Genomic DNA, 24,900 nt, shown 5'->3' on the forward strand with positions numbered 1-24,900 from the left:
CCCTGGAGCCGCTGTGTGATGGTCCGATGCGGGTGAGATGTACGACGGTATTGACGATTGAACCCGTATGGCAAGGCCTGGAGTCAAGCCTCACCTTTTTGTTGGTTTGACCGTTACACAACTTAGAAGTAGAAGTGCACAACTGATGACGGTCACGGCAATGATCCCGCCATGTACCGACCAGCGGTGGACGGCCAACATGCCCTGAGCCACGAGCATGTTGATGACGACCGCGCCCGCGACGGCGGCGAGCGTGCGGCCGAAGGGTTCCAGCCCGCGCAGCGCGGCCGCGATGGCGGTCGCCGGCGCCGCGAGCAGGAAGAACAGGGTGAGCGGACCGCGCAGCGCGGAGCCGGAGTCGAACAGCGCGAGCAGGGCGCCGAACACCCCCACGGCCGTCGCGGCCCCCGCGAGCAGAGGCCTCAGGTCCCTCCCCGGACCGGGTCCCGCCCGCTCTGTGCCGCTGTCGTCCGACGGTCTCTTGATACGGATGGTCTGCATTGGCGACTTTGCCCCCCAGCGCGCCGGATGCCGGACTTCAATGTCGCGCAGGCGAACTGGGGGCGTCAAGGCGCGAACAAGGCACATGCCTGTTCCCTGTGCCTCCCGTTTGTCTCCCGGGCGTCCGGTTCGTTTCCCGCTGCACCGAAAAGCTTGACATGGACACTTCCCCTCAACACGCGTAGTTGGTACGACGGTTATGGCAGAGATCCTGCTAAAGGGAGGTTCCATGAGACGTTCCCGATTTGCCGTCTTCGTGAGCTCGATCCTCCTCGCCGCCGGCACGGCCCTCACCGGGGTCACGGCGGCGCAGGCGTCCCCGCAGGCCGCCGCCACGGGCTATGTGGCCCTCGGCGACTCCTACTCCTCGGGAGTCGGCGCGGGCAGCTACATCGGCTCCAGCGGCGACTGCGACCGCAGCACCAAGGCGTACCCCTACCTCTGGGCCGCGGCCCATTCACCCTCGACGTTCGACTTCACCGCTTGTTCCGGCGCCCGTACGGGTGATGTTCTGGCGAACCAACTCGGGCCGCTCAGCACCGCCACCGGCCTGGTCTCCATCACCATCGGAGGCAACGACGCCGGCTTCTCCGACGTCATGACCACCTGCGTCCTGCAGTCCGACAGCTCCTGCCTCTCCCGGATCAACACCGCGAAGGCGTACGTCGACTCCACGCTGCCGGGCCGGCTCGACCAGGTCTACTCGGCGATCAGCGCGAAAGCCCCGAACGCCCGCGTGGTCGCTCTCGGCTACCCCCGCTTCTACCGGCTCGGCACGACCTGCGTCGGCCTCTCCGACACCAAGCGGAAGGCGATCAACGACGCGGCGGACTACCTGGACACCGCCATCAACAAGGCCGCGGCCGACCACGGCTTCGCCTTCGGCGACGTCCGCACCACCTTCACCGGCCACGAGATCTGCTCCGGCGGCTCCTGGCTGCACAGCCTCAACCTGCTGAGCATCGGCGAGTCGTACCACCCGACCGCCGCCGGCCAGTCGGGCGGCTATCTGCCCGTACTGACCGCAGCGGTCTGACCCTCACGAGGTCGGTGAGGCGGACGTACTGGGGGAGGCCCCGCCCGTCGGGGTCTCCGCCACACAGTTCAGCGAGAACGGAACCGAGTTGGACGTCGCGCCCACCGGATCGCGCACCTCCACGCTGATCACGTCCTGGAAGGTCCCCTCGCTGTCCCGCGTGGTGATGAACTGCCGGTCCTGCCGGGTCTTTCCCCCGCCCGCCGGGAACGACAGCGTCTTCCACCCGCCGGCCAGCGAGTCGTTCTTCGTCACCCAGCGGTAGGTCACCGTCGCCGGAACACGCCCGACCGTGAACGTGGCGGTGAACGTGGGGGCCTGGGACCTCGACGGCGGACACGTCCCCGAGTAGTCGGTGTTCGCCCCCGCCAGCGTGACGCTCACGGACTGCGGAACCGTCGTACGGCCACTGCTCGCACTCGGCGAGGAACTCGGCGCCCCGCCTCCCCGCGCGGTGCCGGTGGCGGTCGGCGAAGTCCCGCTCTCGGTGCGGGTCCTGCCCGCGTTGTTCCCCTGGCCCCCGCCGTTGTCCCGGTTGAGCAGGGCGTACGTCAGCCCGGCGATGGCCAGCGCCAGCACGACCACGCCGGTCACCAGGACGACACCGGCCCGGCGACCGCGCTCCGGCGGGGCCGGGGCCACCGTGGTGCCGGAGGAGGGCGTCGGCCGGGTCCGCGCCGTCGGGTAGGGCATCGGCGGGGTCGGCGAGGGGGACGGGAAGGCCGCGACGGTCGGGGCGTACGACGACGCCTGCGCCCAGTCCGCGCCGGGCGTGCCCCCGGCCGCGACGAGCCGCAGATCCTGCTCGGCCCGCTCGGCCGACATCCGCTGCGCCGGGTCCTTGCGCAGCAGCCCCTCGATCACCGGGGCCAGCGGCCCGGCCCGGTGCGGCGGCGGAAGCTCCTCGTCGACGATCGCCCGCAGCGTGCTCAGCGGAGTGTTCTGCCGGAAGGGGGAGTTGCCCTCGACGGCCGCGTACAGCAGCACGCCGAGCGACCACAGATCGGACTCCGGCCCCGGCGTACGGCCCAGCGCCCGCTCCGGCGCCAGGAACTCGGGCGAACCGATCACCTCGCCCGTCATGGTGAGCGCCGAGCTGCCCTCGACCTGCGCGATGCCGAAGTCGGTGAGGACCACCCGGTCGTCGTTGGACAGCAGCACGTTGGCCGGCTTGACGTCCCGGTGCAGCACCCCGGCGGCGTGCGCGGCCCGCAGCGCGGCCAGCACCTCGGCGCCGATGTGCGCCGTCCGCCGCGGGTCCAGCGGGCCCTCCGCGTCGAGCAGTTCCGCCAGCGAGATACCGCGGACCAACTCCATGACGATCCAGGGCCGGCCGTCCTGCGTGGCCACGTCGTAGACCGTGACGACATTGCGGTTGGCGACCCGGGCCGCCGCCCACGCCTCGCGCTCCAGCCGGGCGTACAGCCGCTCCACGTCCCCGGTCGGCAGACCGGCGGGAGCGCGCACCTCCTTGACGGCGACCTCGCGGTGCAGCACCTCGTCGCGGGCCCGCCACACCGTCCCCATGCCACCCTCACCGAGGGGGGACAGGAGGCGGTAGCGGCCCGCGATCACACGTTCCCTGCCAGGTTCTCCGGACACCGACGCCCCCCACGGCATCTGACCTGATTCATTCACAAAGTAGCTCATCCGAGTGCGGATGCCGCCCCCTTGAGGACCAGCCCCGCCCCCAGGGCCACGACGACCAGGGCGGATCCCAGCGGTGCGGTCCTGCGCAGCAGGGCCGCCATGGGGTGCGTGGTCCAGCGGGGGCGCCTGTCCAGCACCCGGTTCATTCCCGTACCCAGCTTCACCACGGCGAACCCGGCCGCGGTGAGAGTGAGGGCGAGCCCGATGCCGTAGGCCACCACGAGCAGCAGCCCGAACCAGGCCTGCCCGAGCGCCGCCGCACCGACCAGCACGACCACGGCGGAGGGGCTGGGCACCATGCCGCCGGCGAAGCCGAGGAGGATCGTGCCGCGCAGGGTGGGGGCGGTGGAGTGGGTGTGGGTGAAGCCGCCGTGGGTGTGCTCGACGGTGGCGTCGTCGTGGGTGTGGCTGTGATGGCCGTGGTCGTGGTCGTGAGTGTGGCCGTGGTCATGGTGATGGTGGTGCTCGTGCTGGTGGTCGTGCTCGTGGTGATGGTGGTGGGGGTGTTCCGTCGCCGTTGTCGCGCCGTGGGCGCCCACCAGCTCCAACTCCGGTGCGGGAGCCTTCTCGTGATGATCGTGATGATCGTGATGATCGTGGTGGATGTGATGGGCGTGATGCGCGGGCGCGCGGTTGCGCCAGGCCCGGCGTACGAGATTGGCACCGGCCAGCAGGACCAGGACCCCGCTCGCCAGGCCCAGCCAGGCGATCACCGAGGGGGTCGCCGCGGAGCCGGCCGTGACCAGGATGCCCAGGGCCACGACGCCGAGGGTGTGGGTGACCGTCACCGAGGCGGCCAGCGGGAGGACGTCCCTGAGGCGGGCCCGGCCGCCGCGCGCCGCCGCCGTGGCCGCCATCAGCGTCTTGCCGTGGCCCGGGGCGAGGGCGTGCATCGCGCCCAGGACGATCGCGATGAGCAGGGCGAGCGCGGCGAAGCCGACAGTGAGGTGGTTACGGGCGACCAGGTTGTTGAGGTCCTGCGTCCAGCGGTCGGCGCCGCGGGGGAGGATGGACGCGCCGGGCGCTTCCGTCTTCTCCGGGGCCAGTGCGGGGCCGCCGGGCCGCACGCGCAGGGTCGCGGAGGAGGTGTCGGCGGGGGAGGAGAGCAACGCCTTGGGGTAACTGGTGAGTTCATGGGAGACGGACGTCTTCGGTACGTCCGTCGCGGTGAGCGTCATCCGGTCGCCGCGCGCGGTGATCTCGCGCCAGCCGGGTCCCGTGGTCAGCCCGGCACTGTGGAAGCCGAGCCGGACGCTCTCGTCCTTGGGCAGCGGTGTCGTCAGCCGGCACTCCACACGCAGGGTGTGCAGACCGGCCTGGCCGGGGCGCAGACGTGCCGTGCTGCTGTCGACGGTCAGCGCGGCGGCGCGGCCGTCCACGGTGACCTTGCTGGCCTCGGCCGCCTTCGCGCACCGCTCCTTCGCCCACTCGGACATGCCGAGCCGTTCGAGGTCCGGCTTGGCCTGGGTCGCCGGGATCTCGGCGAGGTCCTCGACGTGGTCCACCCGCAGGGTGCCGGGGGCGGCCACCAGGCCGTCGTACCGGTTGACGGTGAAGTTGCCGAGGGGATGCGCGCTCGCGCTGGTGGAAGGAGCCAGCGCGAGCGCGCAGGCCGCCGTGAGGACGGCGGCTGTGGAGGCGAGCAGACGACGACAGCTCACTTTGCCGCCTCCAGGTCCTTGAGTGCCTTACGGGCCTCACGGGCGCCCAGCGGCGAGAAGCCGGGGTTCAGCTTCAGCGCGGCCTCCAGGGAGGCGCGGGCGTCCTTCGTGTGGCCGGTGGCGCGTTCGATCATGCCGCGGTGGTAGATGAACGAGGCGTTGCGGTAGCCGGTGGCCGTGGCCTGCCGGGCGTAGGGCAGGGCCTCGGCGTCCTTGCCGTTGACGTGCAGGGCCCAGGCGAGGGCGTCCGCTGTGTGCACGGTGTGGCGGCGGGCCCATTCGGCGCGGGCGGCGCGCAGGGCGGCGGCCCTGTCGCCGTGGTCGGCGGCGGCGAGGGCGGTGTCGAGGTCGGCGTTGACGCCGTTCGCGCGGGCGAGGGCGATCCAGGCGTCGACCAGGGCGTACTGCTCTCGGGCCTTGGTCTCGTCACCCCTGGCGGCGCGGTCCTGGTACATCTCGCCGAGTTCGACGAGGGGTTGGGGCAGCGGATAGCGGGCGACGACCAGTTCCATGCCCTTGATCGCGGCCTCCTTGTCGCCGGTCGCCCACTGGGCGCGGGCGCGGCCCTCGAGCGCCGGGAGGTAGTTCTCGTCGGCGGCGAGGGCGCGGGCGTAGTCGGTGAGGGCTGTTTGGTAGTCGCCCTGGTTCCAGGCGAGCAGGCCGAGTTGGGCGGCGACGTAGGAGATGTCGCCGGGGGTGGTGGAGGTGGCCAGGGCCTGTTCCAGGACCCGCCGTGCCGTCTTCACGTCGCCGCGCAGTTCGTGGACGTACGCGTAGCGGGTGAAGACCGGGACGCCCGGGCGGCGGGAGTCGGCGGTGTCGGCGGCCTTCGACGCGTCGGCGTAGCGGCCGAGTTCGACGAGGGCGTCGATGCGGGAGGAGAGGGCGTTCTGGCTGTAGGGGTTCTCCTTCAGGACCCGGTCCGCGTAGGCCAGGGCGTCCTTGAAGTCGTGGCGGGCCGCCGCCAGGGCCGCCTGTCCGGTGAGGGCCTGTTCGTTGCCGGGCTTCACCTGGAGGGAGCGCTTCAGTGCCTTCTCGGCCTGCGGGTAGCGCGAGGGGTCGCCCTTGGTGCGGGCCTGCTCGACGTAGGCCAATCCGAGGGAGGCCCAGCTGCCGTAGTCCCTTGGCTGGGTCCGCAGTTGGGCCTGCAGGGCGGCGATGCTCGCGTCGATGCTGCCGCTGGAGAGCAGCGCCGGGGAGATGGCGCTGGGGGCCGCCGCGACCGGGGTGCTCGCGGCCTTGTCCCGCATGGCCCCGTAGGCGATCGAACCGGCGGTGAGCGCGACGGCCAACAGCACGGCGGTGCCGCCGAGTTGCACGACCCGCAACCGCCGCCCGGCAGCAGCCACCCGCCGCACGGCGGCGACTCGCTCGTCACCGTCACCCACAACCGTCTCGCCCGCCGGTTCCCCCGCACCGCTCGCAGCGACCGGCGAAGCCGAGACGCCCTCCGCGTCCGACGACTCGACCCCGTTCGCTACCGGCGTGGGCAGCGCGGCCTTCCTCGTGGCGGGTGGCTGCGTATCGGTCCGCGGGCCCGGGGAAGGCGTGGCGTGCTGTGTGTCCGATGGCTCGGCCTCGTTCGCCGCCGGCGTGGGCAGAGCGGCCTTCCTCGTGGCGGAGGGCTGCGCATCTGTCCGCGGGCCCGGGAAAGCCGCGACGCCCTCCGCGTCCGACGCTTCCCCCTCGTTCGCCACCGGCATAGGCAGCGCGGCCTTCCTTGGCGCGGGCGGCTCCGTGGGGGTCTTCGCAGCCGGGAGTGGCGTGACGGGGGGCTGCGGGTCGGTCTGCGGGGCCTGGGACATCACCGCGCCCTTCGTGGCGAGTGGCTGTCCGTCGCTTTCCAAGTCCCGGGAAACCATGGTGTCCCTGGCCGCGTGCGGCTCCGTGTCCGTCTCATGGCCCGGCGTCGTGGCTGCCGCCTCCGCGTTCCTGGTCGTTTCCGTGAGTGAGGAGTTCGCGTCGGGCTGCGGGGTCGAGGGGATCGTGGCGTGCCGGTGGTTCTCGACCGGCGGGGCGACCGCGGATTCGGGGGGAGTGACCGGCGCGGGGCCGTTCTCCCGCTCCGGCTCGGTGTCGTTCGTGCGCGGGGCCATGCCCTCTCCTCAATCGGCTTGCGGTGTACGGACGTTGTGGGCGGCGCGGCCCGCACCGTGGGGGACGTGGTGTGCGGGCCACGCCAGTCGGTGGGTGGCCGAGGACCGGGCGGGGCCGCTCCGAAGAACCGCCCGGTCCTCCGTCGTCGGGGCCGGGGTGCCGCGGCGTGCGGCTCGCCGACCTCCGTTCGGGGCCGGCCTAGTACACCCGGCTCCGCATCCGGCGCCACCACATCAGCCCGGCGCCGATCAGGGCGATGCCGGCCGCGCCGCCGCCCGCGGAGGCGGCGATCAGGGTGGTGTTGTCCATGCCGCCCGCGCTCGCCGGCTGCAGCGCGTCACCGAGCTGGTTCTTGACGTCGTTGCCGCCGCTGACACCCTTGGCGGTGGCACCGCGCGAGCCGGAGGTCGGGTTGGCCAGGTAGGGGAAGGAGTGGCCGAAGCCCTTGTCGTTCTTGTCGACCGCGTCACCCAGGTCGTTCTTGGAACCGACCAGCTCGCCCTCCATCACCTGCAGCGCCTCGTCGATCACGTCGTCCGTGAGGCGACGCCCGTTCGGGAAGCCCGCGTTGTCGCCGTCGAGGACACCGAGCCGCTTCGGGGAGGCGGTGGGCTTGATGGAGGTGTTGAGGCGCAGCTCCTCGGCCGGCTTCACGTACGGCGGCTGGTTGAGGCCCTTGACGCCCTTGAGGAACACGTCGACGAGGTCGTTGCGCGGCTCCGACGGCGCCTTGATCTTGTAGATCGCCTCGATGAGCTTCGGCAGCTCCGGGTTGGTCACGTTCCTCAGGAACTGCGCGTCGTACGCGGGCGAGGACGCGTTGAACCTGTCCTTGTCCTTGATCGGGTTGACGACCTCGTTGACCAGCGGGTTGCCCAGGCGGGAGACCTGCTCGTAGTAGCCCTGCGCGTTCCTGCGCTGCACGGTCGACCAGATGCCGACGACCGGCTGCTTCTTCGACTCGGTGATCATGTCGGTCGGTACCTGCAGGGCGATGGAGTTGACGTTGTAGCCCTTGAGAGTGTCCCGCCCGACCTCGGAGAGGTTCCCGCCGTACAGCAGGTCGAAGACGCGCAGGTCCGCGAAGAACGGGTCGTCCGCCTGTCCGGCGAAGGTCTGCGCGCCGTTGGGAAGCTTGTAGATCGCCTGGTCGTGCAGCTTGCCGTAGTCCGGCATCGACGCCTTGCCCACGTCCGACGGCGCCACCGGAACGTCGTCGGCGAGCTTCGACCGGTACACGGCCTTGCCGTGCTTCAGCTTGACCAGTTCGATGTCGTACGTCTGCGTGATGTTCAGGTCGGGGTCGGCCAGATTGCTGACGACGCCCGTGTTGTACAGGAACGACTTCTTGTTCTTCGTCTGCGTCTTGAACGTGTAGCGCAGCAGCAGATCGTCCTGCGCGTCCCCGTTGTTGTCGATGTGGAGGTCGTACTGGGCGTCGTCGGCGAACTGGTAGAAGTTCGGGCCGCCCGCCGGCTCCTCGAACGGGATGAAGTTGGCGATGAGCGTCGTCGTGTCCGGCTTGTCCGGGCTGACGAACGCGTACAGGTCCGTGTTGTCGTACTGCGGCTGCCCCGAGATCAGCGGGGCCTCCCGGTGGCTGGAGGCGGATGCCGCCCCCGGTTCCAGCGTTGCCACGCCGGCCGCCGCTAGCCCTCCCGCGGCCAGTGCGCCGGCTATCAGGGTCGCGATGCTCCTGCGTCCCGCGCCGCTCCTGGAGTCAGTTGTCATGCCGTCCGTCCTCAGTCCCAACTTGCCTGACGAACGCTGATTCGGAGCGGTCGGCAGGGTGGATTGGTCGAATCCCAAACGTTCTTACGCGGAACTTGAGATCTTGTTTCAGCGGACGCACACCCGCGTTTTCGGGCCCGCTCATCCGTAACCCCATCCGGAGGTGCGTTCGTTGCGAATGCCTGGTGTGACAGGACGGGGCTCATGCGGCCGTGGAGAGGGGAACCGAGTGGAGGCGGACGAGCTTCTGGTACTCGTGGCCGACGGCGACCAGAAGGCCTTCGAAGCGCTGTACGGACTCGTGTCCGGGCCGGTGTTCGGGCTGGTGCGCCGTGTCGTACGCGATCCCGCGCAGTCGGAGGAGGTGGCGCAGGAGGTCCTGCTCGAACTCTGGCGCTCCGCCGCCCGCTTCGACCCCGACCGGGGCAGCGCGCTGTCCTGGATCCTCACCCTCGCCCACCGCCGCGCCGTCGACCGGGTGCGCAGCGCCCGCGCGGCCGGCGAACGCGAGCAGCGCGAGGCCCGCCGGGCCCACAGCACCGCCTTCGACCAGGTGACCGAGGAGGTCGAGGCGGGCCTGGAGCGCGAGTTGGTGCGCCGCTGCCTGGACCGCCTCACGACGCTGCAGCGCCAGTCCGTCACGCTCGCCTACTACGACGGCTACACGTACCGTGAAGTGGCCGAGCGGCTCTCGCTGCCGCTGGGCACCGTCAAGACCCGTATGCGCGATGGACTCACCCAGCTGCGCAAGTGCCTGGGAGGTGTCGCATGAGTCTCCTCGACCGGATGCTGGGCCGCGAGGATCTGCACTCGCTCGCCGCCCCCTACGCGCTCGACGCCCTGGAGCCCGCCGAGCGGGTGCGCTTCGAGCGGCACCTGAAGTCGTGCCCCTCCTGCGCCGCCGAGGTGCGGGCGCTGTCCGAGGACACGGTCCGTCTCGCCTGGTCCACCGCCGCCCAGCCGCCGCCCGCGATGCGCGACCGGGTGCTGGCCGCCGTACGCGCCACTCCGCAGGACCAGGGGCCGGCCCGGGAGCACACGCCCCAGCTGCCGCCCCACGTCTGGGGCACGCAGCCACCGCCGGTACGCTCCCGTGCGCCCCGCGGGCGCCGCTCCCTGTTCGCGCCGCTCGCCACCGCGACGGCCGCCGCGGCCCTCGTGGTCGCCTCGCTCTTCGCCGTCCAGGCCAACCGGACCCAGGACCGGCTGGACGCGGAGCGGGCGCAGTCACGTGAGATCGCCCACGTTCTCGCAGCTCCGGACGCCCGCGCGAGTACCGGCACGGACGCCCAGGGGCGAGGTCTCGCGGTGGTCGCCTCCGCGTCCGAGGGACAGGCGATCGTCACGCTGAGCGGATACGCCGTCCCGCCCGGCGGACGGGTGCACCAGCTGTGGCTCATGCGCCCCGGCGCGCAACCACGCTCCCTGGGGCTCTTCGGCGGCGGCGACACGCCCTTGGTCGCGACCGGTCTCAACAAGTCTGCTACATCACTCGCAGTGACCGTCGAGCCCGACGGGGGCTCGCCGCAGCCCACCAGCCAGCCGATTGTCCAACTCGCCCTGAAATCGGTTGGATTCGGAGAGTGACGGCAGAGGCGTCGTCAACACCCTTACGGGGAAGGTGAATCCTGTGACCGCGATACACGAGTGCCCGGTCGGGGCGATAGGGTTACCCTGCCCGGGCCGGGTGGACTCGTACGGGTGGGGAGTGACATGGAACAGATAACAGTGCGCAGCAGGGCCAGGGTCCCTGCGATCACCTACGGGAGCAGCGCGAGCAGTTCGCGGCTGGACCGTCATCTCTCGGTGCTGGCGGGTCCCGCCGTGCCGCAGCAGAAGACGGCCGAGGCGACCTCGCTGATGCTCGAACTGACCGCTCGTGACACCACGCAGACGCGCAGCGACCGGGGTGCGCGGGTCCGCCGCGTCTCGCTGTTCGCGCCACTGCGCCGGCTCACGCGTTCGCTGTTCGGCGGTCGCTGAGCGACACCGGCGTCCGCCTGGCAAGGGCCGCGCCCGGGTCGTCGCGCCGTCCGGCACAGCGCTGCGATCTCGTCGTCCGTCATCCCCACGGCATGCGGCGACGCCCGGGCTCACGCCCGGGCGCGGCCACGTCCCTGATCCGTCACCTCCGGTACGACCCACCCGCTCCGTACCCCGGTCCGACCCCGCCCGCGTCGGCGGCCGTGGAGGTCAGCGCTCCCCGCGCGCGTACCTCCGCACGGCCAGCGGCAGGAACACGGCGATCAGCGCCGCGCACCACAGCAGTGACCCGGCGACCGGATGCGCCACCGGCCAGGCGGCACCCGACGGCACCGGCGCGTTCCCGAACAGGTCGCGCAGGGCCGTGGTGACCGCGCTGATCGGGTTCCACTCGGCGAGGACGCGCAGCCAGCCCGGCAGGCCGTCCGTCGGGATGTAGGCGTTGGACAGCAGCGGCAGGACGAAGGTCGAGGCGCCGAGCTGCCCGGCCGCGTCCTCGCTGCGGGTGAGCAGCCCCAGCCAGATCCCCAGGGACGTGCAGGCGAACCGGAAGAGCAGCAGCAGCCCCACCGCGCCCACGGTCCCGGCCGGCGACCCCTCGATCCGCCAGCCCGCCGCGAGCCCGACCAGCAGCAGCGGCACCGTCCCGATCGCCGTGATCACGAGATCGGCCAGCGCCTGTCCGAGCGGTACGGCCGTCCGGCTCACCGGCATGGTGCGGAACCGGTCCATCACACCCCGGTGCGAGTCGGCCGCCGCCTGGAACATCCCGGTCATGATCCCGCCCGCGGCCGTCGCCACCAGCAGTCCCGGCACCAGGAAGGACCGGTACTCGCGGCCGGGCATCGCGAGGGCGCTGCCGAAGACGTAGCCGAAGAACAGCAGCATGTTGATCGGCATGACCTGGGTGAGGACGGCCAGGCCCGGACTGTTGCGGACCCGCCGCAGCTGCCGGCCGACCATCGCCAGGCCGTCGTACGTCAACGCGCTCATGCCGCAAGCTCCTTGTGGTCCGGGGAGTCGTCCGGGCTCTCGTCCGTGAGCCGGAGGAAGACGTCGTCGAGGGTCGGCGGACGCAGGCTCGCGTCGATCAACGGCACGCCCGCCGCGTCCAGTTCGCGCACCAGGCGCGGGAGGGTGAGGGTGGGGTCGGTGGTGACGGCGCCCACCGCGTTGCGCTCCCGGTCGAACGTCGGCTCGGCGCCGGTGAGCCGGTCCAGGACGGCCGCCGCCCCGGTGAGCGCGTCCTCGTGGCCGACGACGGCTTCCGCGTACGACCCGATCAGGGCCTTGAGCTGGGCGGGCGACCCGGTGTGCGCGACCCGCCCGCGGGCCACCAGGGCGATGTCGTCGGCGAGTTGGTCCGCCTCCTCCAGATACTGCGTGGTCAGCAGCACGGTCGTGCCCTCCCGCTTGAGCTCGCGCACGGCGTCCCGGATCCGGTTGCGGCTGGCCGGGTCGAGCCCGGTGGTGGGCTCGTCCAGGAACAGGACGGCGGGCCGGCGGATGAGGCTCGCGGCGAGGTCGAGCCGGCGGCGCATCCCGCCGGAGTAGGTGGCGGCGGTCCGGTCCGCCGCCTCCATGAGCCCGAAGCGCTCCAGCAGTTCGTCGGCGCGGGCGGCCGCGTCCCGCACCCGGTGCAGCCGGGCGAACAGCCGCAGGTTCTGCCGGCCGGTGAGGTCGCCGTCGACCGACGCGTACTGGCCGGTGACGCCGATGTGCCGGCGTACGGCCGCGGGTTCCCGGACGAGGTCGTGCCCCGCCACCCGGGCCGACCCGGCGTCCGGCCGCAGGAGCGTCGTCAGCAGCCGTACGGCCGTCGTCTTGCCCGCCCCGTTCGGCCCGAGGATCCCGCAGACCGTGCCCTCGGCGACCGCGAGATCGAGCCCGCGCACGGCACGCACGTCGCCGAAGCGCTTCTCCAGACCTTCACTAAGTACAGCGTACGTAGAAGTCATAGGTCGACCATAGCGCACTACGTACGGTGTACGTAACTACGATGGTGGCCGAGGTGATGATCGATGGCGGGCCGAGCGGCGGTACCCGAAGTGATCTGGGCCCGGCCCGAGCGGACGGGGCGGGGGCCGAGACCGGCGTACACCCGCGCCGACATCGCGGCGGCGGCGGTGAGACTCGCCGACGCGGGCGGCCTGGACGCGGTGTCGATGCGGCATGTCGCGGCCGAGCTGGGCTGCGGGACCATGTCGCTCTACAACTACGTCCCCCGCAAGGAGGACCTGTACGAGCTGATGGTGGACGCGGTCAGCGGGGAGCACGAGCCGTGGGAGCCGAGCGGGGACTGGCGGGCCGACATGACACGGGTCGCACAGCAGACGCGGACGCTCATGCACCGCCACCCCTGGCTCCCGCGGCTGATGTCACCGGTCTACGGCTTCAGCCCGAACGCCCTGCGCTACCTCGAACACTGCCTGGCCTGCCTGGATCCGCTCGAGGACATGACGTACGGCATGAAGATGCAGCTGATCGGGCTGCTCAACGGCGTGGTGACGATGTACGTGACGGCCGAGCTGGACGCGGCGGAGCGGACGCGGAACCTGCCGTGGTCCGAGGAGCAGGAGAACGAGGTGCGGATCGCGTATCTCGGGAGCCAGATCGCGAGCGGGGCGTACCCGCGGATGGCGGCGGCGTTCACGGAGGATCCGGGACCGATCGACATGGACGCGGTCTTCGCGTTGGCGTTGGCGCGGGTGCTGGACGCGTTCGATCCCGCCAGAAGCTAGATCAACGCGAACTGGCCTTCCGGGCCTTCCTCGTGGTGGTCGAAGACCGAGGCCGGTCTGCGGGAGCTCTCCGGCACCGGCAGGACGCCCGCCGTGCCGAGTTCGGTCGCCGTGATCGACGCGGTGACCGTCAACTCCCGCTGCCGCGGCCGTAGTTCCGCGAGCAGTGCCAGAACCGTGATCAGCTCCAGCAGTTCCGACGTCCACGCCTGCGGCCAGGTCGCCGGGCGGATCGCCGACAGGGTGCCCGGCTCGGCCTCCGCCGTCCGCGCGCCGAACCACTGCTCCAGGACCCCGACTCCGGCCGCCTCGAAGTCCCAGGCCTCCGGCGGCACGGGGGAGATGCGGCCCTCGTCGAGCAGCAGGGTCTCCTCGTCGCGGTCGTAGCCGAGGGTGAGGGGACGCGAGGGGAGCGGGGCGCGGACGTAGGGGCGGCGGCCGCCGGGGAGTTTGGGCCGGTCCCCGTCGCGCCGCATCAGCCACAGCAGTCGGTGGCCCAACTCCACGCCCCGGGCCCAGAGTTCGACATCCTCCGGGAGGGGCACGGTGAGGTCCCGGCGGACCGCGGCCATGATCCAGGCCAGCACGTCCGGCGCCCGCACGGCTGTTCCCAGCCGGGCGCCCAGATGTTCCGTCAGGCCCGGCGCCAGGTTGGGTTCCGTGCCGCCCGGGCGCCGGTAGAGGGGGCGGACGCGGCCGGGGCGGAGCAGGGGGAGGTGGGAGGTGGCGAGCAGATGCGGACCGTCCGTCTCCGAGGGGGTCTCCACCACGAAGATCTGCTGCTCGTCCGCCACCCGCCACAGTTCCGGGCGGGCGGTGTCGATCAGGCGGTGGTCGGGGATCAGCCACTGCTCGTCGAAGGGCGCGTGCAGGACCCGTACCGGCTCGGGGCAGGGACCGGAGGCGCGGATCAGCTTCTCCGTGCCGCTCGACTGCCCCGGCAGCTGCCCCACCGGCGTGTGCGGTGTGCGGGAGCGCGTCGGCTCGAACAGGGCCTCCCGGTCCGGGCCGTCGGCCTTCAGCAGGGCGTCCCAGCGGGCCTTCAGGGATGCCGCGTCGGGGCCCGTCGGCCACCCCCGGCCGAGCCGCGGCGGTGCGACGGACCACGGCATGAGGTCCGCCAGCGGCGGAGCGTCGTCGTGCGTCACGCTGGGCATCGTACGACCTTCCGCCGACAGGGACGGGGGGCCGGTGAGGTCACGTGGCGTCCAGGGTGACCGAGAAGGAGAAGCGGTCACCGCGGTAGTGGATCACGGTCACGTCCAGCACCCGGCCGTCGGTGTCGTACACCACGCCGGTGTAGTGCAGGATCGGGCTGAGCAGCGGGACGTGGAGCAGGCGGGCCGTCTCCGGGTCCGCCAGCCGGGCCTCCACGGTGTCGGTGATCCGGCCGATGTCCGCCAGCGCCACATCACGCAGCACCTTGGTCATCGGCCAGCGCACCAGGTCGGACGGGTCGATACGGGCGGCCAGCTCGGTGCGGACGTAGTTGCGGGCGTGGTTGGTCGGCTCGCCCGTCTTCTCGTCGCCGCGCAGCCGGTGGTACGTGGCCACCTCGTCGATCTCCGGGAAGAACTCGGCGAGTTCGGGCGGCACGGGGGCGCTGCCGTGGTCCAGCAGCTCGGTCGTCATGCCGGACTGCTGGGCCACGATCGCGTCGACCGAGCCCAGCAGCCGCACCGGGGCGGCCCGGCGGGCGCCGGGCTCGATGAAGGTGCCGCGACGCCGGTGCCGGGTGATCAGGCCCTCGTCCTCCAGCTCCTTCAGCGCCTGCCGCATGGTCAGCACGCTGACCCCGTAGTGCCCCGCCAACTGCTCCTCGGTGGGCAGCCGCAGGGGGTCCTGGGGCGAGCGGCCGAGTATCGAGGCGCGCAGGGACTGCGAGACCTGGTACCAGAGCGGCAGCTTGCGGTTCAGGACGATCGAGTCCGGGGCGAAGGAGGTCACGGGCTATCCGTACCGGTCGGGGGCGATCAGTGCAACGGACGGAAGTGGCGCTCCAGTCCCCGCCACACGTCGTCGTAGTGCGGCTGCAGATGGTCCGCCCGGGCCGCGTGCGCGGTGAGCAGGACCGGCCAGCGCGTCTCGAACATGAACGCAAGCCCGTCGTCGATCTTCTGCGGCCGCAGCTCCGCCGCGCTCGCCCGGTCGAACGTCTCCCGGTCCGGGCCGTGCGCCGACATCATGTTGTGCAGCGAGCCGCCGCCCGGCACGAAACCCCCCGCTCCGGCCGTCTTCGCGTCGTAGGCGCCCTCGATCAGCCCCATGTACTCGCTCATCACGTTCCGGTGGAAGTACGGCGGCCGGAAGGTGTCCTCGCCCACCAGCCAGCGCGGTGCGAAGACCACGAAGTCGACGCCGGCCAGTCCGGGGGTGTCCGACGGGGAGGTCAGCACCGTGAAGATCGACGGGTCCGGGTGGTCGTAGGAGATGCTGCCGATGACGTTGAAGCGGCGCAGGTCGTAGACGTACGGGACGTGGTTGCCGTGCCAGGCGACCACGTCGAGCGGGGAGTGGTCGTAGGTGGCCGTCCAGAGGTTGCCGCAGAACTTGTTGACCACCTCCACCGGGCCCTCGACGTCCTCGTAGGCGGCGACAGGCGCGCGGAAGTCGCGGGCGCCCGCGAGACCGTTGGCGCCGATCGGGCCGAGATCGGGGAGGCGGAAGGGGGCGCCGTAGTTCTCGCACACATATCCGCGGGCTGAAGCGTCCAGCAGCTCCACGCGGAAGCGCACCCCACGGGGGATCAGCGCCACATGGCCCGGCTCCGCGTGCAGCAGCCCGAACTCCGTGCGCAGCAACAGTCCGCCGCGCTCCGGGACGATCAGCAGCTCGCCGTCTGCGTCGCTGAAGACGCGGTCCATGGAGTCGGTGGCGTGGTAGAGGTGCACGGCCATGCCGGTGCGCTGGGTGACCTCGCCGTTGCCGCCGAGGGTCCACAGTCCGGCCAGGAAGTCGGTGCCCGCCGTGGGCTCCGGCAGGGGGTCCCAGCGCAGCCGGTTGGGATCCGGCACCGACTCCGTGAAGGGAGCCGTGCGGATCCAGCCGTTGTGCGTCTCCGTGAACGCCGGATGGGCGGCCGAGGGGCGGATGCGGTAGAGCCAGGAGCGGCGGTTGTGGGCGCGCGGCTCGGTGAACGCCGTGCCGCTGAGCTGCTCCGCGTAGAGGCCGAGGGGGGCGCGCTGCGGGCTGTTGCGGCCCTCGGGCAGCGCGCCGGGTACCGCCTCCGAGCTGTGCTCGTTGCCGAAACCGGAGAGGTAGGCGAGCCCCTCCGCCGTCTTGCGCGCGTCCCCGCTCATGGCCGCTCCCTCGCGACGTGATTCCTATGCATCACCATAGGATTGCGTCCTGGCCGGCGCAAGGGGACTCCGGCCCTCCTCATCAGGGAGGAACCAGAACAAGACTCCAGGTGGATTCGCCTGTCGTACCGGTGTTCTACGCTCCCGAGCATGTCGTGGACGCGGGGACTCCTTGCCGTGCTCGCGGCCTGTGTCCTGCTGCTGGCCGGATCCGCGGGCTGCGGGGCCGGCGACGCGCACCGGAGGACGGACGGGAAGGGTGAGACGTCGACGTCGCCGGTGGGCAAGCTCCTCGACGACACCGACCCGCAGGGCAGGCGGCTGCGCCAGGTGGACAAGAAGGACGCTCCCGACGTCGGCATCGAGGTGCTGCCGGACGCCCACAACACCTGGGACGTACGGCTGACCGTCCACCACTTCCGCTTCTCGCCCGGCGGCACCAGGGCGACGCCCGTGGCCGGACGCGGCTTCGCCTCCCTGCTCGTCGACGACCGGCCCGTCACCCGGCTGCGCGGCACCGCCTACCGCCTCCCGGCCCGCCTGGTCACCCACGGCACCCACCACGTCACCGCCCGGCTGTACGCCGACGACGGCACGGCGTGGGCCGTGAAGGGCAAGCCCGTGCAGAGCACGGCCGACATCACGGTGTCGGGGCCGGACACCACGCCGGGCGGGACACCGGGCGGGACACCGGGCGCCTCGGGCACTCCGAGCGCGACTCCGAAGGCGCCCTCCCCGTCGGGCAGGACATCGGCCGGCTCCGCCGGACCCCGCGCCACACCGGACAAGGCCGCGACGAGCGCGTCCGGCATCGATCTCCGTACCGAGGGGCGAGGTTCACCGGACCGCGTCGGAAAGGCATCATGAAACCCGTGCCCCACGCGACATCGCTACGCCGTGCGCCCGTGCAGCGGCGCAGTGCCGAACGGCTGACCAGGATCCTCGACGCCTGCGCCGACCTCCTCGACGAGGTCGGCTACGACGACCTGAGCACCCGTGCCGTGGCACTGCGCGCGGGCGTCCCCATCGGCTCGGTCTACCGCTTCTTCGGCAACAAGCGGCAGATGGCCGACGCCCTCGCCCAGCGCAACCTCGAGCGCTTCACCGAACGCGTCACCGAGCGGCTGAAGGAGTCCACCGAGGGAGGCTGGCGCACCGCCATGGACGCCGTGCTCGACGAGTACCTGGCCATGAAGCGCACCGCCCCCGGCTTCTCCCTCGTCGACTTCGGCAACCAGATCCCGGTGGGCTCCCGCCACGCCGAACCCAACCACCGTGTCGCCGACCGCCTCACCGACCTGCTCTCCGGCTATCTGGACCGCGAACCGGACGACGATCTGCGCCGCACCTTCCTGATCGCCGTGGAGACCGCGGACACCCTGGTCCACCTGGCCTTCCGGGTGGCCCCGGACGGCGACGAGAAGATCATCGAGGAGGCCCGGGAGATGCTGCGGGCCTATCTGGCGCGGGTTCTGGACTAGCCGGGGTCGCGGGTTTGCGACCTCGTCCCCCAAGAGGACTCCCCTCCGTGCATACCGGTCGGTATGCTCCCCTGGAACTGGCACCGCTGCCCCGGGAGGACCCGTGTCCCGCACCGCCCTGCGAATCTGCCCCCTGTGCGAGGCCACCTGTGGGCTGACGCTGACCATCGAGGGAACCAGGGTCACCGGCGCCCGCGGTGACCGGGACGACGTCTTCAGCAAGGGGTTCATCTGTCCCAAGGGCGCCTTGTTCGGCGCCGTCGACGGCGACCCGGACCGGCTGCGCGCACCGCTGGTGCGCAGGGACGGGGAGCTGCGCGAGGCCACCTGGGAGGAGGCCTTCGACGCGGTCGCCGCGGGCATCCGTCCCGTCGTCGAGCGGTACGGGCCGAACTCCGTCGGGGTCGTCCTCGGCAACCCCAACGTGCACACCATGGCCGGCGCCCTCTATCCGCCGGTCCTGCTCGCCGGACTCGGCACCCGCAGCGTCTTCACCGCCTCCACCGTCGACCAGATGCCCAAGCACGTCTCCAGCGGACTGCTCTTCGGCGACGCCAACGCGATCCCCGTGCCCGACCTCGACCACACCGGCCATCTGCTGCTGATCGGCGCCAACCCGCTGGAGTCCAACGGCAGTCTGTGCACCGCCCCCGACTTCCCCGGCAAGCTCAAGGCCCTCAAGGCCCGCGGCGGCACCCTCACCGTCATCGACCCCCGCCGCACCCGCACCGCGAAGCTCGCCGACCGGCACATCGCGATCCGCCCCGGCACCGACGCCCTGCTCCTCGCGGCGATGGCACACGTCCTGTTCGCGGAAGGCCTCGTGGAACTCGGCGAGTTGGCGCCGCACGTCGAAGGCGTCGAGGAACTCCGGGCCGCCGTGGGGGACTTCACGCCCGAGGCCGTCGCCGACGCCTGCGACGTCGACGCCGGCACCGTCCGCGCCCTCGCCCGCGAACTCGCCGCCGCCCCGACCGCCGCCGTGTACGGACGCATCGGCAGCTGCACCGTCCCGTACGGCACCCTCGGCAGCTGGCTCGTCGACGTGCTCAACGTCCTCACCGGCAACCTCGACCGGCCCGGCGGGGCCCTCTTCCCGCAGGCGGCCACGGACCGGACCCCCCGACCCGCCGGACCCGGCCACGGGTTCGCCCTCGGCCGCTGGCACTCACGGGTGAGCAAGCACCCCGAGGCGAAAGGGGAGTTGCCGCTCTCCGCGGTCGCCGAGGAGATCGACACGGCGACCGCGGAGGGCGAGCCGATCCGCGCCCTGATCGCCGTCGCCACCAACCCCGTGCTCTCCGCGCCCGACGGCGACCGGCTCGACAAGGCCCTGGACTCCCTCGACTTCATGGTCAGCGTCGACCCCTACCTCAACGAGACCTCGCGCCACGCCGACGTCGTCCTGCCGCCGCCCCCGCCCTCCCAGAGCCCGCACCACGACTTCGCCTTCAACACCCTCGCCGTGCGCAACCAGGTCCGCTACAGCCGCCCCGCCGTCCCGCTGGAGCCCGGCCGCATGGCCGAGACCGAGATCCTCGCCCGGCTGATCCTGGCCGCGACCGGCATGCACGGCGCCGACCCCTCCGCCGTGGACGACCTGGTCGTCGGCCAGACCCTCGGCAAGGCCGTCAAGGAGCCCCACTCGCCCGTGCACGGCCGCGACACCAAGGAACTCGCCGCCCAACTCACCGGCGTCAGCGGCCCGGAGCGGCGGCTCGACATGATGCTGCGCCTCGGCCCCTACGGCGACGGCTTCGGCGTACGACCGGACGGGCTGTCCCTGGAGCGTCTGCTCGCGCATCCGCACGGCATCGACCTCGGCCCCCTGCGCCCCCGCCTTCCACAGCCGCTGAAGACCAGGAGCGGCAAGGTCGAGCTGCTGCCGCAGCCGATCGCCGACGATCTGCCCCGCCTCAGGCAGGCGTTGCGCGAGCGCCCCGACGGACTCGTGCTGGTCGGACGCCGGCATCTGCGGTCCAACAACAGCTGGATGCACAACGTCCCCGCCCTCACTGGCGGTTCCAACCGCTGCACCCTGCACATCCACCCCGAGGACGCCGAGCGGCTCGGGGTGGACGACGGGGCGCCGGTGCGGGTCAAGGGCGCCGGGGGAGAGGTCACCGCCCGCGCCGAGGTCACCGACGGGGTGCGCCGGGGCGTGGTGAGCCTGCCGCACGGCTGGGGCCACGACCGGCCCGGCACCCGGCTGCGCCACGCCGCCACCGACCCCGGCGTCAACGTCAACCAGCTCCTCGACGGCAGCCTCCTCGACCCGCTGTCGGGCAACGCGGTCCTCAACGGAGTGCCCGTCGAGGTCACGGCCGTCGTGGCGGTCTGACCTGAGCAAAGCCGTGACCTGCGGTTTTGCGCTTATTGCTCACAGGTCAACTACTTGTTAACGCCGTTTGAACGGACCTAACGTCGTCGCACCGCCTGCCCGGTGGGATGTTCAAGGGCGAACGTTAGGTATCCACTCATGCTGACCATCCTCGGCTTCGCCATGATCGCGACCTTCCTGGTCCTGATCATGCTGAAGAAGATGTCGCCGATCGCGGCACTCGTGCTCATACCCGCGCTGTTCTGCGTGTTCGTGGGCAAGGGTGCCAAACTCGGCGACTACGTCATCGACGGCGTCACCAGCCTCGCGCCCACCGCGGCGATGCTCATGTTCGCGATCGTCTACTTCGGTGTGATGATCGACGTCGGCCTCTTCGACCCGATCGTTCGGGGAATCCTGAAGTTCTGCAAGGCCGACCCGCTCCGCATCGTCGTCGGCACCGCGCTCCTCGCCGCGATCGTCTCGCTCGACGGCGACGGCTCCACCACCTTCATGATCACCGTCTCGGCGATGTACCCGCTCTACAAGCGCCTGAAGATGAGCCTGGTCGTGATGACCGGTGTGGCCGCGATGGCCAACGGCGTGATGAACACGCTCCCCTGGGGCGGTCCGACGGCCCGCGCGGCGACCGCGCTGAAGCTCGACGCCAGCGACATCTTCGTGCCGATGATCCCGGCACTCGCCGTGGGCCTGCTCTTCGTGATCGCCCTCGCGTACGTCCTCGGCCGCCGAGAGCGAAAGCGGCTCGGCGTGCTGACGCTGGACGAGGCGCTGGTGGAGGAGCCCGCCGAGCAGGAGACGGCGCTGGTCGGCGCGGGTAGCGGCAAGAGCCCCAGGAGCGGCGGCGGTTCGGGCACCGGCACGGACCTCCCGGAGCGGCCCGAGGACGACGGCTTCCAGGGCCTCGACCCCGACCGGCCCACCCTGCGGCCCAGGCTCTACTGGTTCAACGCGCTGCTCACGGTCGCCCTGCTCACCGCCATGATCATGGAGTGGCTGCCGATCCCGGTGCTGTTCCTGCTCGGCGCCGCGCTCGCGCTCACCGTCAACTTCCCGCACATGCCCGACCAGAAGGCCCGCCTCGGCGCCCACGCCGAGAACGTCCTCAACGTCTCCGGCATGGTCTTCGCCGCCGCCGTCTTCACCGGCGTCCTGCAGGGCACCGGCATGGTCGACCACATGGCGAAGTGGCTGGTGGACAACATCCCCGATGGGATGGGCCCGCACATGGCCTTCGTCACCGGCGTCCTGAGCATCCCGCTCACGTACTTCATGTCGAACGACGGCTTCTACTTCGGCATCCTCCCCGTCCTCGCCGAGGCCGGCCAGGCCCACGGCGTCTCCTCCCTGGAGATCGCCCGCGCCTCCCTCGTCGGCCAGCCCCTGCACATGTCCAGCCCGCTCGTCCCGGCCGTCTACGTCCTGGTCGGCATGGCCAAGGTGGAGTTCGGCGACCACACCAGGTTCGTGGTCAAGTGGGCCGCGCTCACATCACTGGTCGTGCTCGGGGCAGGGATTGCCTTCGGCATCATCTGACCGCACCACGGAGGTTCGACCCATGAGGCCCGGTGGAAACCGCGGCTGGCTGCTCCGCCTCGTCATCGCCTTCTCCTTCGCGCAGGGGGCGGTGTCGATGGCCCGGCCCGCCGTCTCCTACCGGGCCCTGGCGCTGGGCGCCGACGAGCGCGCCGTCGGCGTCATCGCGGGCGTCTACGCCCTGCTCCCCCTCTTCGCCGCCGTACCGCTCGGCCGGCGCACCGACCACGGCCGCTGCGCACCCCTGCTGCCCGTCGGCGTCGTCCTCATCGCCGGCGGCTGCGCACTGAGCGGACTCGCGGGCTCCCCGTGGGCGATGGCGATCTGGAGCGGCGTGATGGGCCTCGGCCACCTCTGCTTCGTGATCGGCGCCCAGTCCCTGGTCGCCCGCCAGTCCGCGCCGCACGAACAGGACCGCAACTTCGGCCACTTCACCATCGGCGCCTCCCTCGGCCAGCTCGTCGGCCCGATCGCCGCGGGCGCGCTGATCGGCGGCCCCGACATGGCGGGCACGAGCGCACTCGCCCTGGTGGTCGCGGGGGCGGGCGCGGCCGTCGCGTTCACGTCGCTGTGGCGCATCGAGGACCGTACGGCCCTCAAGTCCCGTACTCCACAAGGCGATCGCGTCCCCGTCGGCGGCATCCTGCGCGCCCGGGGTGTCCCGGCGGGCATGCTCGTCAGCCTCTCGGTGCTCTCCGCCACGGACATCCTCACCGCGTATCTCCCGGTCGTCGGCCAGCCCCGGGACATCGCGCCGGCGGTGATCGGCGTGCTGCTCAGTCTGCGCGCGGGGGCGACCATCGCCTGCCGGCTCGTGCTGACCCCGTTGCTCCGGCTGCTCGGCCGCCCCCTGCTGCTGACGCTGACCTGTCTGCTGGCCGCGCTGCTGTGCGCGGGCATCGCCCTGCCGGTGCCGGTGTGGGGGCTCGGTCTGATCCTGGCCGCGCTCGGCTTCTGTCTCGGCGTCGGACAGCCGCTGTCGATGACGACGGTCGTGCAGGCCGCCCCCGACGGCGCCCGCTCCACCGCCCTCGCGCTGCGACTGACCGGCAACCGGCTCGGCCAGGTGGCCGCGCCGGCCGCGGCGGGGCTGGTCGCGGGGGTCGCCGGAGTGGCGGCGCCGTTCGTGATGCTGGGCGGGCTGTTGCTGCTGTCGGCGGGCGTGGCGGTGCGGTCGTCGTCGGCTCCGGGCGGCGGTCCGGGGGCCGCGGCCGTGCGCCGGGAGAGCCGGGCCGGCACTCCGTTGCGCCGGTCGAGCGATATCTGACGGCGCGTCGGGCAGGACGCCCGCCTGTCGTGGAGCGGATGTGAAAGAGAGTCAGGTGAAAGAGCGATTTGTGTGAAAATCGTCTGACTCGGAGGAACATCCATGCCCACCTTGATGCCCCCGTCCGCCGTCGGCGCCCGCCTCGGCGCCGCGGCGGCCCTCACCGTCCTCACCGCGGCAGGGGCCACCTTGGCCGCGGCACCGGCCGCCATGGCCGCCCCCGGAGACGGAGCCGACATCAGGATCCACAATGAGCGGGTGCCCTACGGTGTCTCGAAGGACGATCCCGTCGTCTGCAGGTTCTACCTGGACGCGGCGAACTTCGGCGACCTGCCGACCGTCAACTACACCATCAAGGCGCAGCCCCCGCTGCCCACGGCGGCGACCGTGAGCGGCTCCATCGCGCTCGCCGGCGGCGCCGGCCACACCGACACCCTGGGCCTGGCCGACGGCAGGTACACGCTGCAGTGGACCATCCCGCCGGTCCCCGGCGCCCCCACCCCCACCCCCACCGTCGCCCCCAAGGAGAAGGTCTTCGTCGTCGACTGCAACAGCCGACGCGACCACGACCGGGCCCAGGACCCGGGCCGGACCATCGAGGACCACGGCCGTGGGGCGGCGGGCCCCGGCAGCGGGTCCTGGGGCGGCTCCGGGGGCGGCCACGAGGACCCTGGGCCGAAGGGCGGCGTGCACGCGGGCGGCGGTGGTCTCGTCGACACGGTGCAGGCGTACACCCCGCTGAGCGCGGCCGCGGCCGTCGGACTCGTCGCGATCAGCGCGGGCGTGTACGTCCGCATCCTCCGCCGCCGCTCGCATGGTGCCGCGTAGGCGCACACGCAGGCCCTGGTACCGCACCCGTGCCTACCGCCTCACCAGGACGGCCGCGATCGTGGCCGTCCTGGTGACGGTCGTCCGGTGCGGGGGCGACCACCAGCCGCATGCGTCCGCCAGGGCCGGGGCGTCCGCGCAGGCCCCCGCCGACCCGGCCCCGGTGGCCGCCGGAGGCTCCGCGGCCGCCGAGGGGAAGGCCTCGGCCGAACCGGCCGTCCCGCCCAAGCCCCTGCCCCGCTCGCCGGCGACCGCGTTGCGGGTACCGGCCCTGGGGATCGACGCGCCGGTCATCGGGCTGAGCCTCGGCCGCGACCGGCAGCTCGAGACCCCGCCGCTCGGCAAGCCCAAGCTCGTCGGCTGGTACCGGGACGGGCCCTCGCCGGGCGAGAACGGCACCGCCATCGCGGTCGGCCACCGCGACACCACGACCGGCCCCGCCGTCTTCGCCGCCCTCGCGCAGGTCCCGCGCGGCGGCCGTATCGAGGCCCGGCGCGCCGACGGCCGTACCGCCGTCTACACCGTGGACCGGGTACGGGTCTTCGACAAGGCCCACTTCCCCGACAAGGAGGTGTACGGCCCGAGCCGGCGCCCCGAACTCCGGGTCCTGACCTGCGGTGGCCTCTACACCCGCAGGACGGGCTACACCAGCAACGTCGTCGTCTTCGCGCACCTCACACAGACCCTCGACGCCCCGGCCGGACACTGAACCCGGTCATCCGCTTTCTCACGGCTCGAACCGGACCGC

General features: G+C 72.0%; 22 protein-coding genes. 12 read left to right on the forward strand and 10 right to left on the reverse strand.

Annotation, left to right across the window (positions count from 1 at the left end):
- Positions 1 to 90: 90 nt before the first annotated feature.
- A complete protein-coding gene (locus tag MKW14_RS20005) occupies positions 91 to 387 on the reverse strand; it encodes a hypothetical protein (RefSeq protein ID WP_308314611.1) in 297 nt (98 codons plus the stop codon).
- Positions 388 to 730: 343 nt separating this feature from the next.
- Between MKW14_RS20005 and MKW14_RS20010 the strand changes: the two genes are divergently transcribed.
- Positions 731 to 1,537 carry an SGNH/GDSL hydrolase family protein gene (locus MKW14_RS20010; protein ID WP_240864131.1) on the forward strand — a complete coding sequence of 269 codons (807 nt, stop codon included), beginning with the start codon at positions 731 to 733 and terminating at the stop codon, positions 1,535 to 1,537.
- Positions 1,538 to 1,540: 3 nt separating this feature from the next.
- On the opposite strand, the gene MKW14_RS20015 is transcribed toward MKW14_RS20010, so the two are convergent.
- The 4 genes from MKW14_RS20015 to MKW14_RS20030 all read right to left on the reverse strand — a co-directional run bounded on the left by MKW14_RS20015 (position 1,541) and on the right by MKW14_RS20030 (position 8,676).
- Positions 1,541 to 3,139 (reverse strand): serine/threonine-protein kinase, encoded by a 1,599-nt coding sequence (locus MKW14_RS20015; protein ID WP_240864133.1) that lies wholly within the window; start codon positions 3,137 to 3,139, stop codon positions 1,541 to 1,543.
- A gap of 44 nt (positions 3,140 to 3,183) precedes the next feature.
- Positions 3,184 to 4,848 carry a HoxN/HupN/NixA family nickel/cobalt transporter gene (locus MKW14_RS20020; protein ID WP_240864135.1) on the reverse strand — a complete coding sequence of 555 codons (1,665 nt, stop codon included), beginning with the start codon at positions 4,846 to 4,848 and terminating at the stop codon, positions 3,184 to 3,186.
- Positions 4,845 to 6,944, reverse strand: coding sequence for a tetratricopeptide repeat protein (locus tag MKW14_RS20025; protein WP_240864137.1), 2,100 nt, complete (start codon positions 6,942 to 6,944; stop codon positions 4,845 to 4,847). The genes MKW14_RS20020 and MKW14_RS20025 overlap by 4 nt, the downstream gene beginning before the upstream one ends.
- Positions 6,945 to 7,143: 199 nt before the next feature.
- Entirely contained in the window at positions 7,144 to 8,676 is a 1,533-nt protein-coding gene (locus tag MKW14_RS20030; protein WP_240864139.1) for a DUF4331 domain-containing protein, read from the reverse strand.
- A 229-nt stretch (positions 8,677 to 8,905) separates the two neighbouring features.
- Here MKW14_RS20030 and MKW14_RS20035 point away from each other — a divergent pair, with 229 nt between their 5' ends.
- The 3 genes from MKW14_RS20035 (at position 8,906) to MKW14_RS20045 (ending at position 10,659) form a co-directional block, all read left to right on the forward strand.
- Positions 8,906 to 9,448 (forward strand): sigma-70 family RNA polymerase sigma factor, encoded by a 543-nt coding sequence (locus tag MKW14_RS20035; RefSeq protein ID WP_240864141.1) that lies wholly within the window; start codon positions 8,906 to 8,908, stop codon positions 9,446 to 9,448.
- On the forward strand, positions 9,445 to 10,263 hold the full coding sequence (locus MKW14_RS20040; RefSeq protein WP_240864143.1) for an anti-sigma factor: 819 nt from the start codon (positions 9,445 to 9,447) through the stop codon (positions 10,261 to 10,263). Before MKW14_RS20035 ends, MKW14_RS20040 begins: the two co-directional genes overlap by 4 nt.
- Positions 10,264 to 10,389: 126 nt before the next feature.
- Positions 10,390 to 10,659 carry a hypothetical protein gene (locus MKW14_RS20045; protein WP_208780505.1) on the forward strand — a complete coding sequence of 90 codons (270 nt, stop codon included), beginning with the start codon at positions 10,390 to 10,392 and terminating at the stop codon, positions 10,657 to 10,659.
- A gap of 210 nt (positions 10,660 to 10,869) precedes the next feature.
- Here MKW14_RS20045 and MKW14_RS20050 read toward each other — a convergent pair whose 3' ends face one another.
- Positions 10,870 to 11,652, reverse strand: coding sequence for an ABC transporter permease (locus tag MKW14_RS20050; RefSeq protein ID WP_240864146.1), 783 nt, complete (start codon positions 11,650 to 11,652; stop codon positions 10,870 to 10,872).
- Entirely contained in the window at positions 11,649 to 12,617 is a 969-nt protein-coding gene (locus MKW14_RS20055) for an ATP-binding cassette domain-containing protein (protein WP_240864147.1), read from the reverse strand. Before MKW14_RS20055 ends, MKW14_RS20050 begins: the two co-directional genes overlap by 4 nt.
- A 63-nt stretch (positions 12,618 to 12,680) precedes the next feature.
- Between MKW14_RS20055 and MKW14_RS20060 the strand changes: the two genes are divergently transcribed.
- The gene (locus MKW14_RS20060) at positions 12,681 to 13,400 is read left to right on the forward strand and encodes a TetR/AcrR family transcriptional regulator (protein ID WP_240864149.1); all 720 of its coding nucleotides are present in this window, start codon (positions 12,681 to 12,683) and stop codon (positions 13,398 to 13,400) included.
- Here MKW14_RS20060 and MKW14_RS20065 read toward each other — a convergent pair.
- The 3 genes from MKW14_RS20065 to hmgA are packed head-to-tail and all read right to left on the reverse strand — an operon-like array spanning position 13,397 to position 16,699.
- On the reverse strand, positions 13,397 to 14,557 hold the full coding sequence (locus MKW14_RS20065; protein WP_240864151.1) for a type ISP restriction/modification enzyme: 1,161 nt from the start codon (positions 14,555 to 14,557) through the stop codon (positions 13,397 to 13,399). The genes MKW14_RS20060 and MKW14_RS20065 overlap by 4 nt on opposite strands.
- A 40-nt stretch (positions 14,558 to 14,597) precedes the next feature.
- Positions 14,598 to 15,347, reverse strand: coding sequence for a GntR family transcriptional regulator (locus tag MKW14_RS20070; RefSeq protein ID WP_240864152.1), 750 nt, complete (start codon positions 15,345 to 15,347; stop codon positions 14,598 to 14,600).
- A 26-nt stretch (positions 15,348 to 15,373) separates the two neighbouring features.
- Positions 15,374 to 16,699, reverse strand: a complete 1,326-nt coding sequence (gene hmgA, locus MKW14_RS20075) for a homogentisate 1,2-dioxygenase (RefSeq protein ID WP_240864154.1) — start codon at positions 16,697 to 16,699, stop codon at positions 15,374 to 15,376.
- Positions 16,700 to 16,849: 150 nt separating this feature from the next.
- Between hmgA and MKW14_RS20080 the strand changes: the two genes are divergently transcribed.
- The 7 genes from MKW14_RS20080 to MKW14_RS20110 all read left to right on the forward strand — a co-directional run bounded on the left by MKW14_RS20080 (position 16,850) and on the right by MKW14_RS20110 (position 24,861).
- Positions 16,850 to 17,566, forward strand: a complete 717-nt coding sequence (locus tag MKW14_RS20080; RefSeq protein ID WP_240864155.1) for a hypothetical protein — start codon at positions 16,850 to 16,852, stop codon at positions 17,564 to 17,566.
- The gene (locus MKW14_RS20085; protein ID WP_240864156.1) at positions 17,563 to 18,180 is read left to right on the forward strand and encodes a TetR/AcrR family transcriptional regulator; all 618 of its coding nucleotides are present in this window, start codon (positions 17,563 to 17,565) and stop codon (positions 18,178 to 18,180) included. The genes MKW14_RS20080 and MKW14_RS20085 overlap by 4 nt, the downstream gene beginning before the upstream one ends.
- 103 nt (positions 18,181 to 18,283) lie before the next feature.
- Positions 18,284 to 20,521: a molybdopterin oxidoreductase family protein gene (locus MKW14_RS20090; protein ID WP_240864158.1), complete on the forward strand. Its 2,238-nt coding sequence runs from the start codon at positions 18,284 to 18,286 to the stop codon at positions 20,519 to 20,521.
- 138 nt (positions 20,522 to 20,659) lie between these two features.
- On the forward strand, positions 20,660 to 22,057 hold the full coding sequence (locus MKW14_RS20095; protein ID WP_240864159.1) for a CitMHS family transporter: 1,398 nt from the start codon (positions 20,660 to 20,662) through the stop codon (positions 22,055 to 22,057).
- Positions 22,058 to 22,079: 22 nt separating this feature from the next.
- A complete protein-coding gene (locus MKW14_RS20100; protein ID WP_240864161.1) occupies positions 22,080 to 23,324 on the forward strand; it encodes an MFS transporter in 1,245 nt (414 codons plus the stop codon).
- A gap of 102 nt (positions 23,325 to 23,426) precedes the next feature.
- Positions 23,427 to 24,152, forward strand: coding sequence for a hypothetical protein (locus MKW14_RS20105; RefSeq protein WP_240864163.1), 726 nt, complete (start codon positions 23,427 to 23,429; stop codon positions 24,150 to 24,152).
- Entirely contained in the window at positions 24,139 to 24,861 is a 723-nt protein-coding gene (locus MKW14_RS20110; RefSeq protein WP_240864165.1) for a class F sortase, read from the forward strand. The genes MKW14_RS20105 and MKW14_RS20110 overlap by 14 nt, the downstream gene beginning before the upstream one ends.
- Positions 24,862 to 24,900: the final 39 nt, after the last annotated feature.

It is taken from the genome of Streptomyces gilvus (assembly GCF_022513565.1).
Taxonomy (GTDB): domain Bacteria; phylum Actinomycetota; class Actinomycetes; order Streptomycetales; family Streptomycetaceae; genus Streptomyces; species Streptomyces gilvus.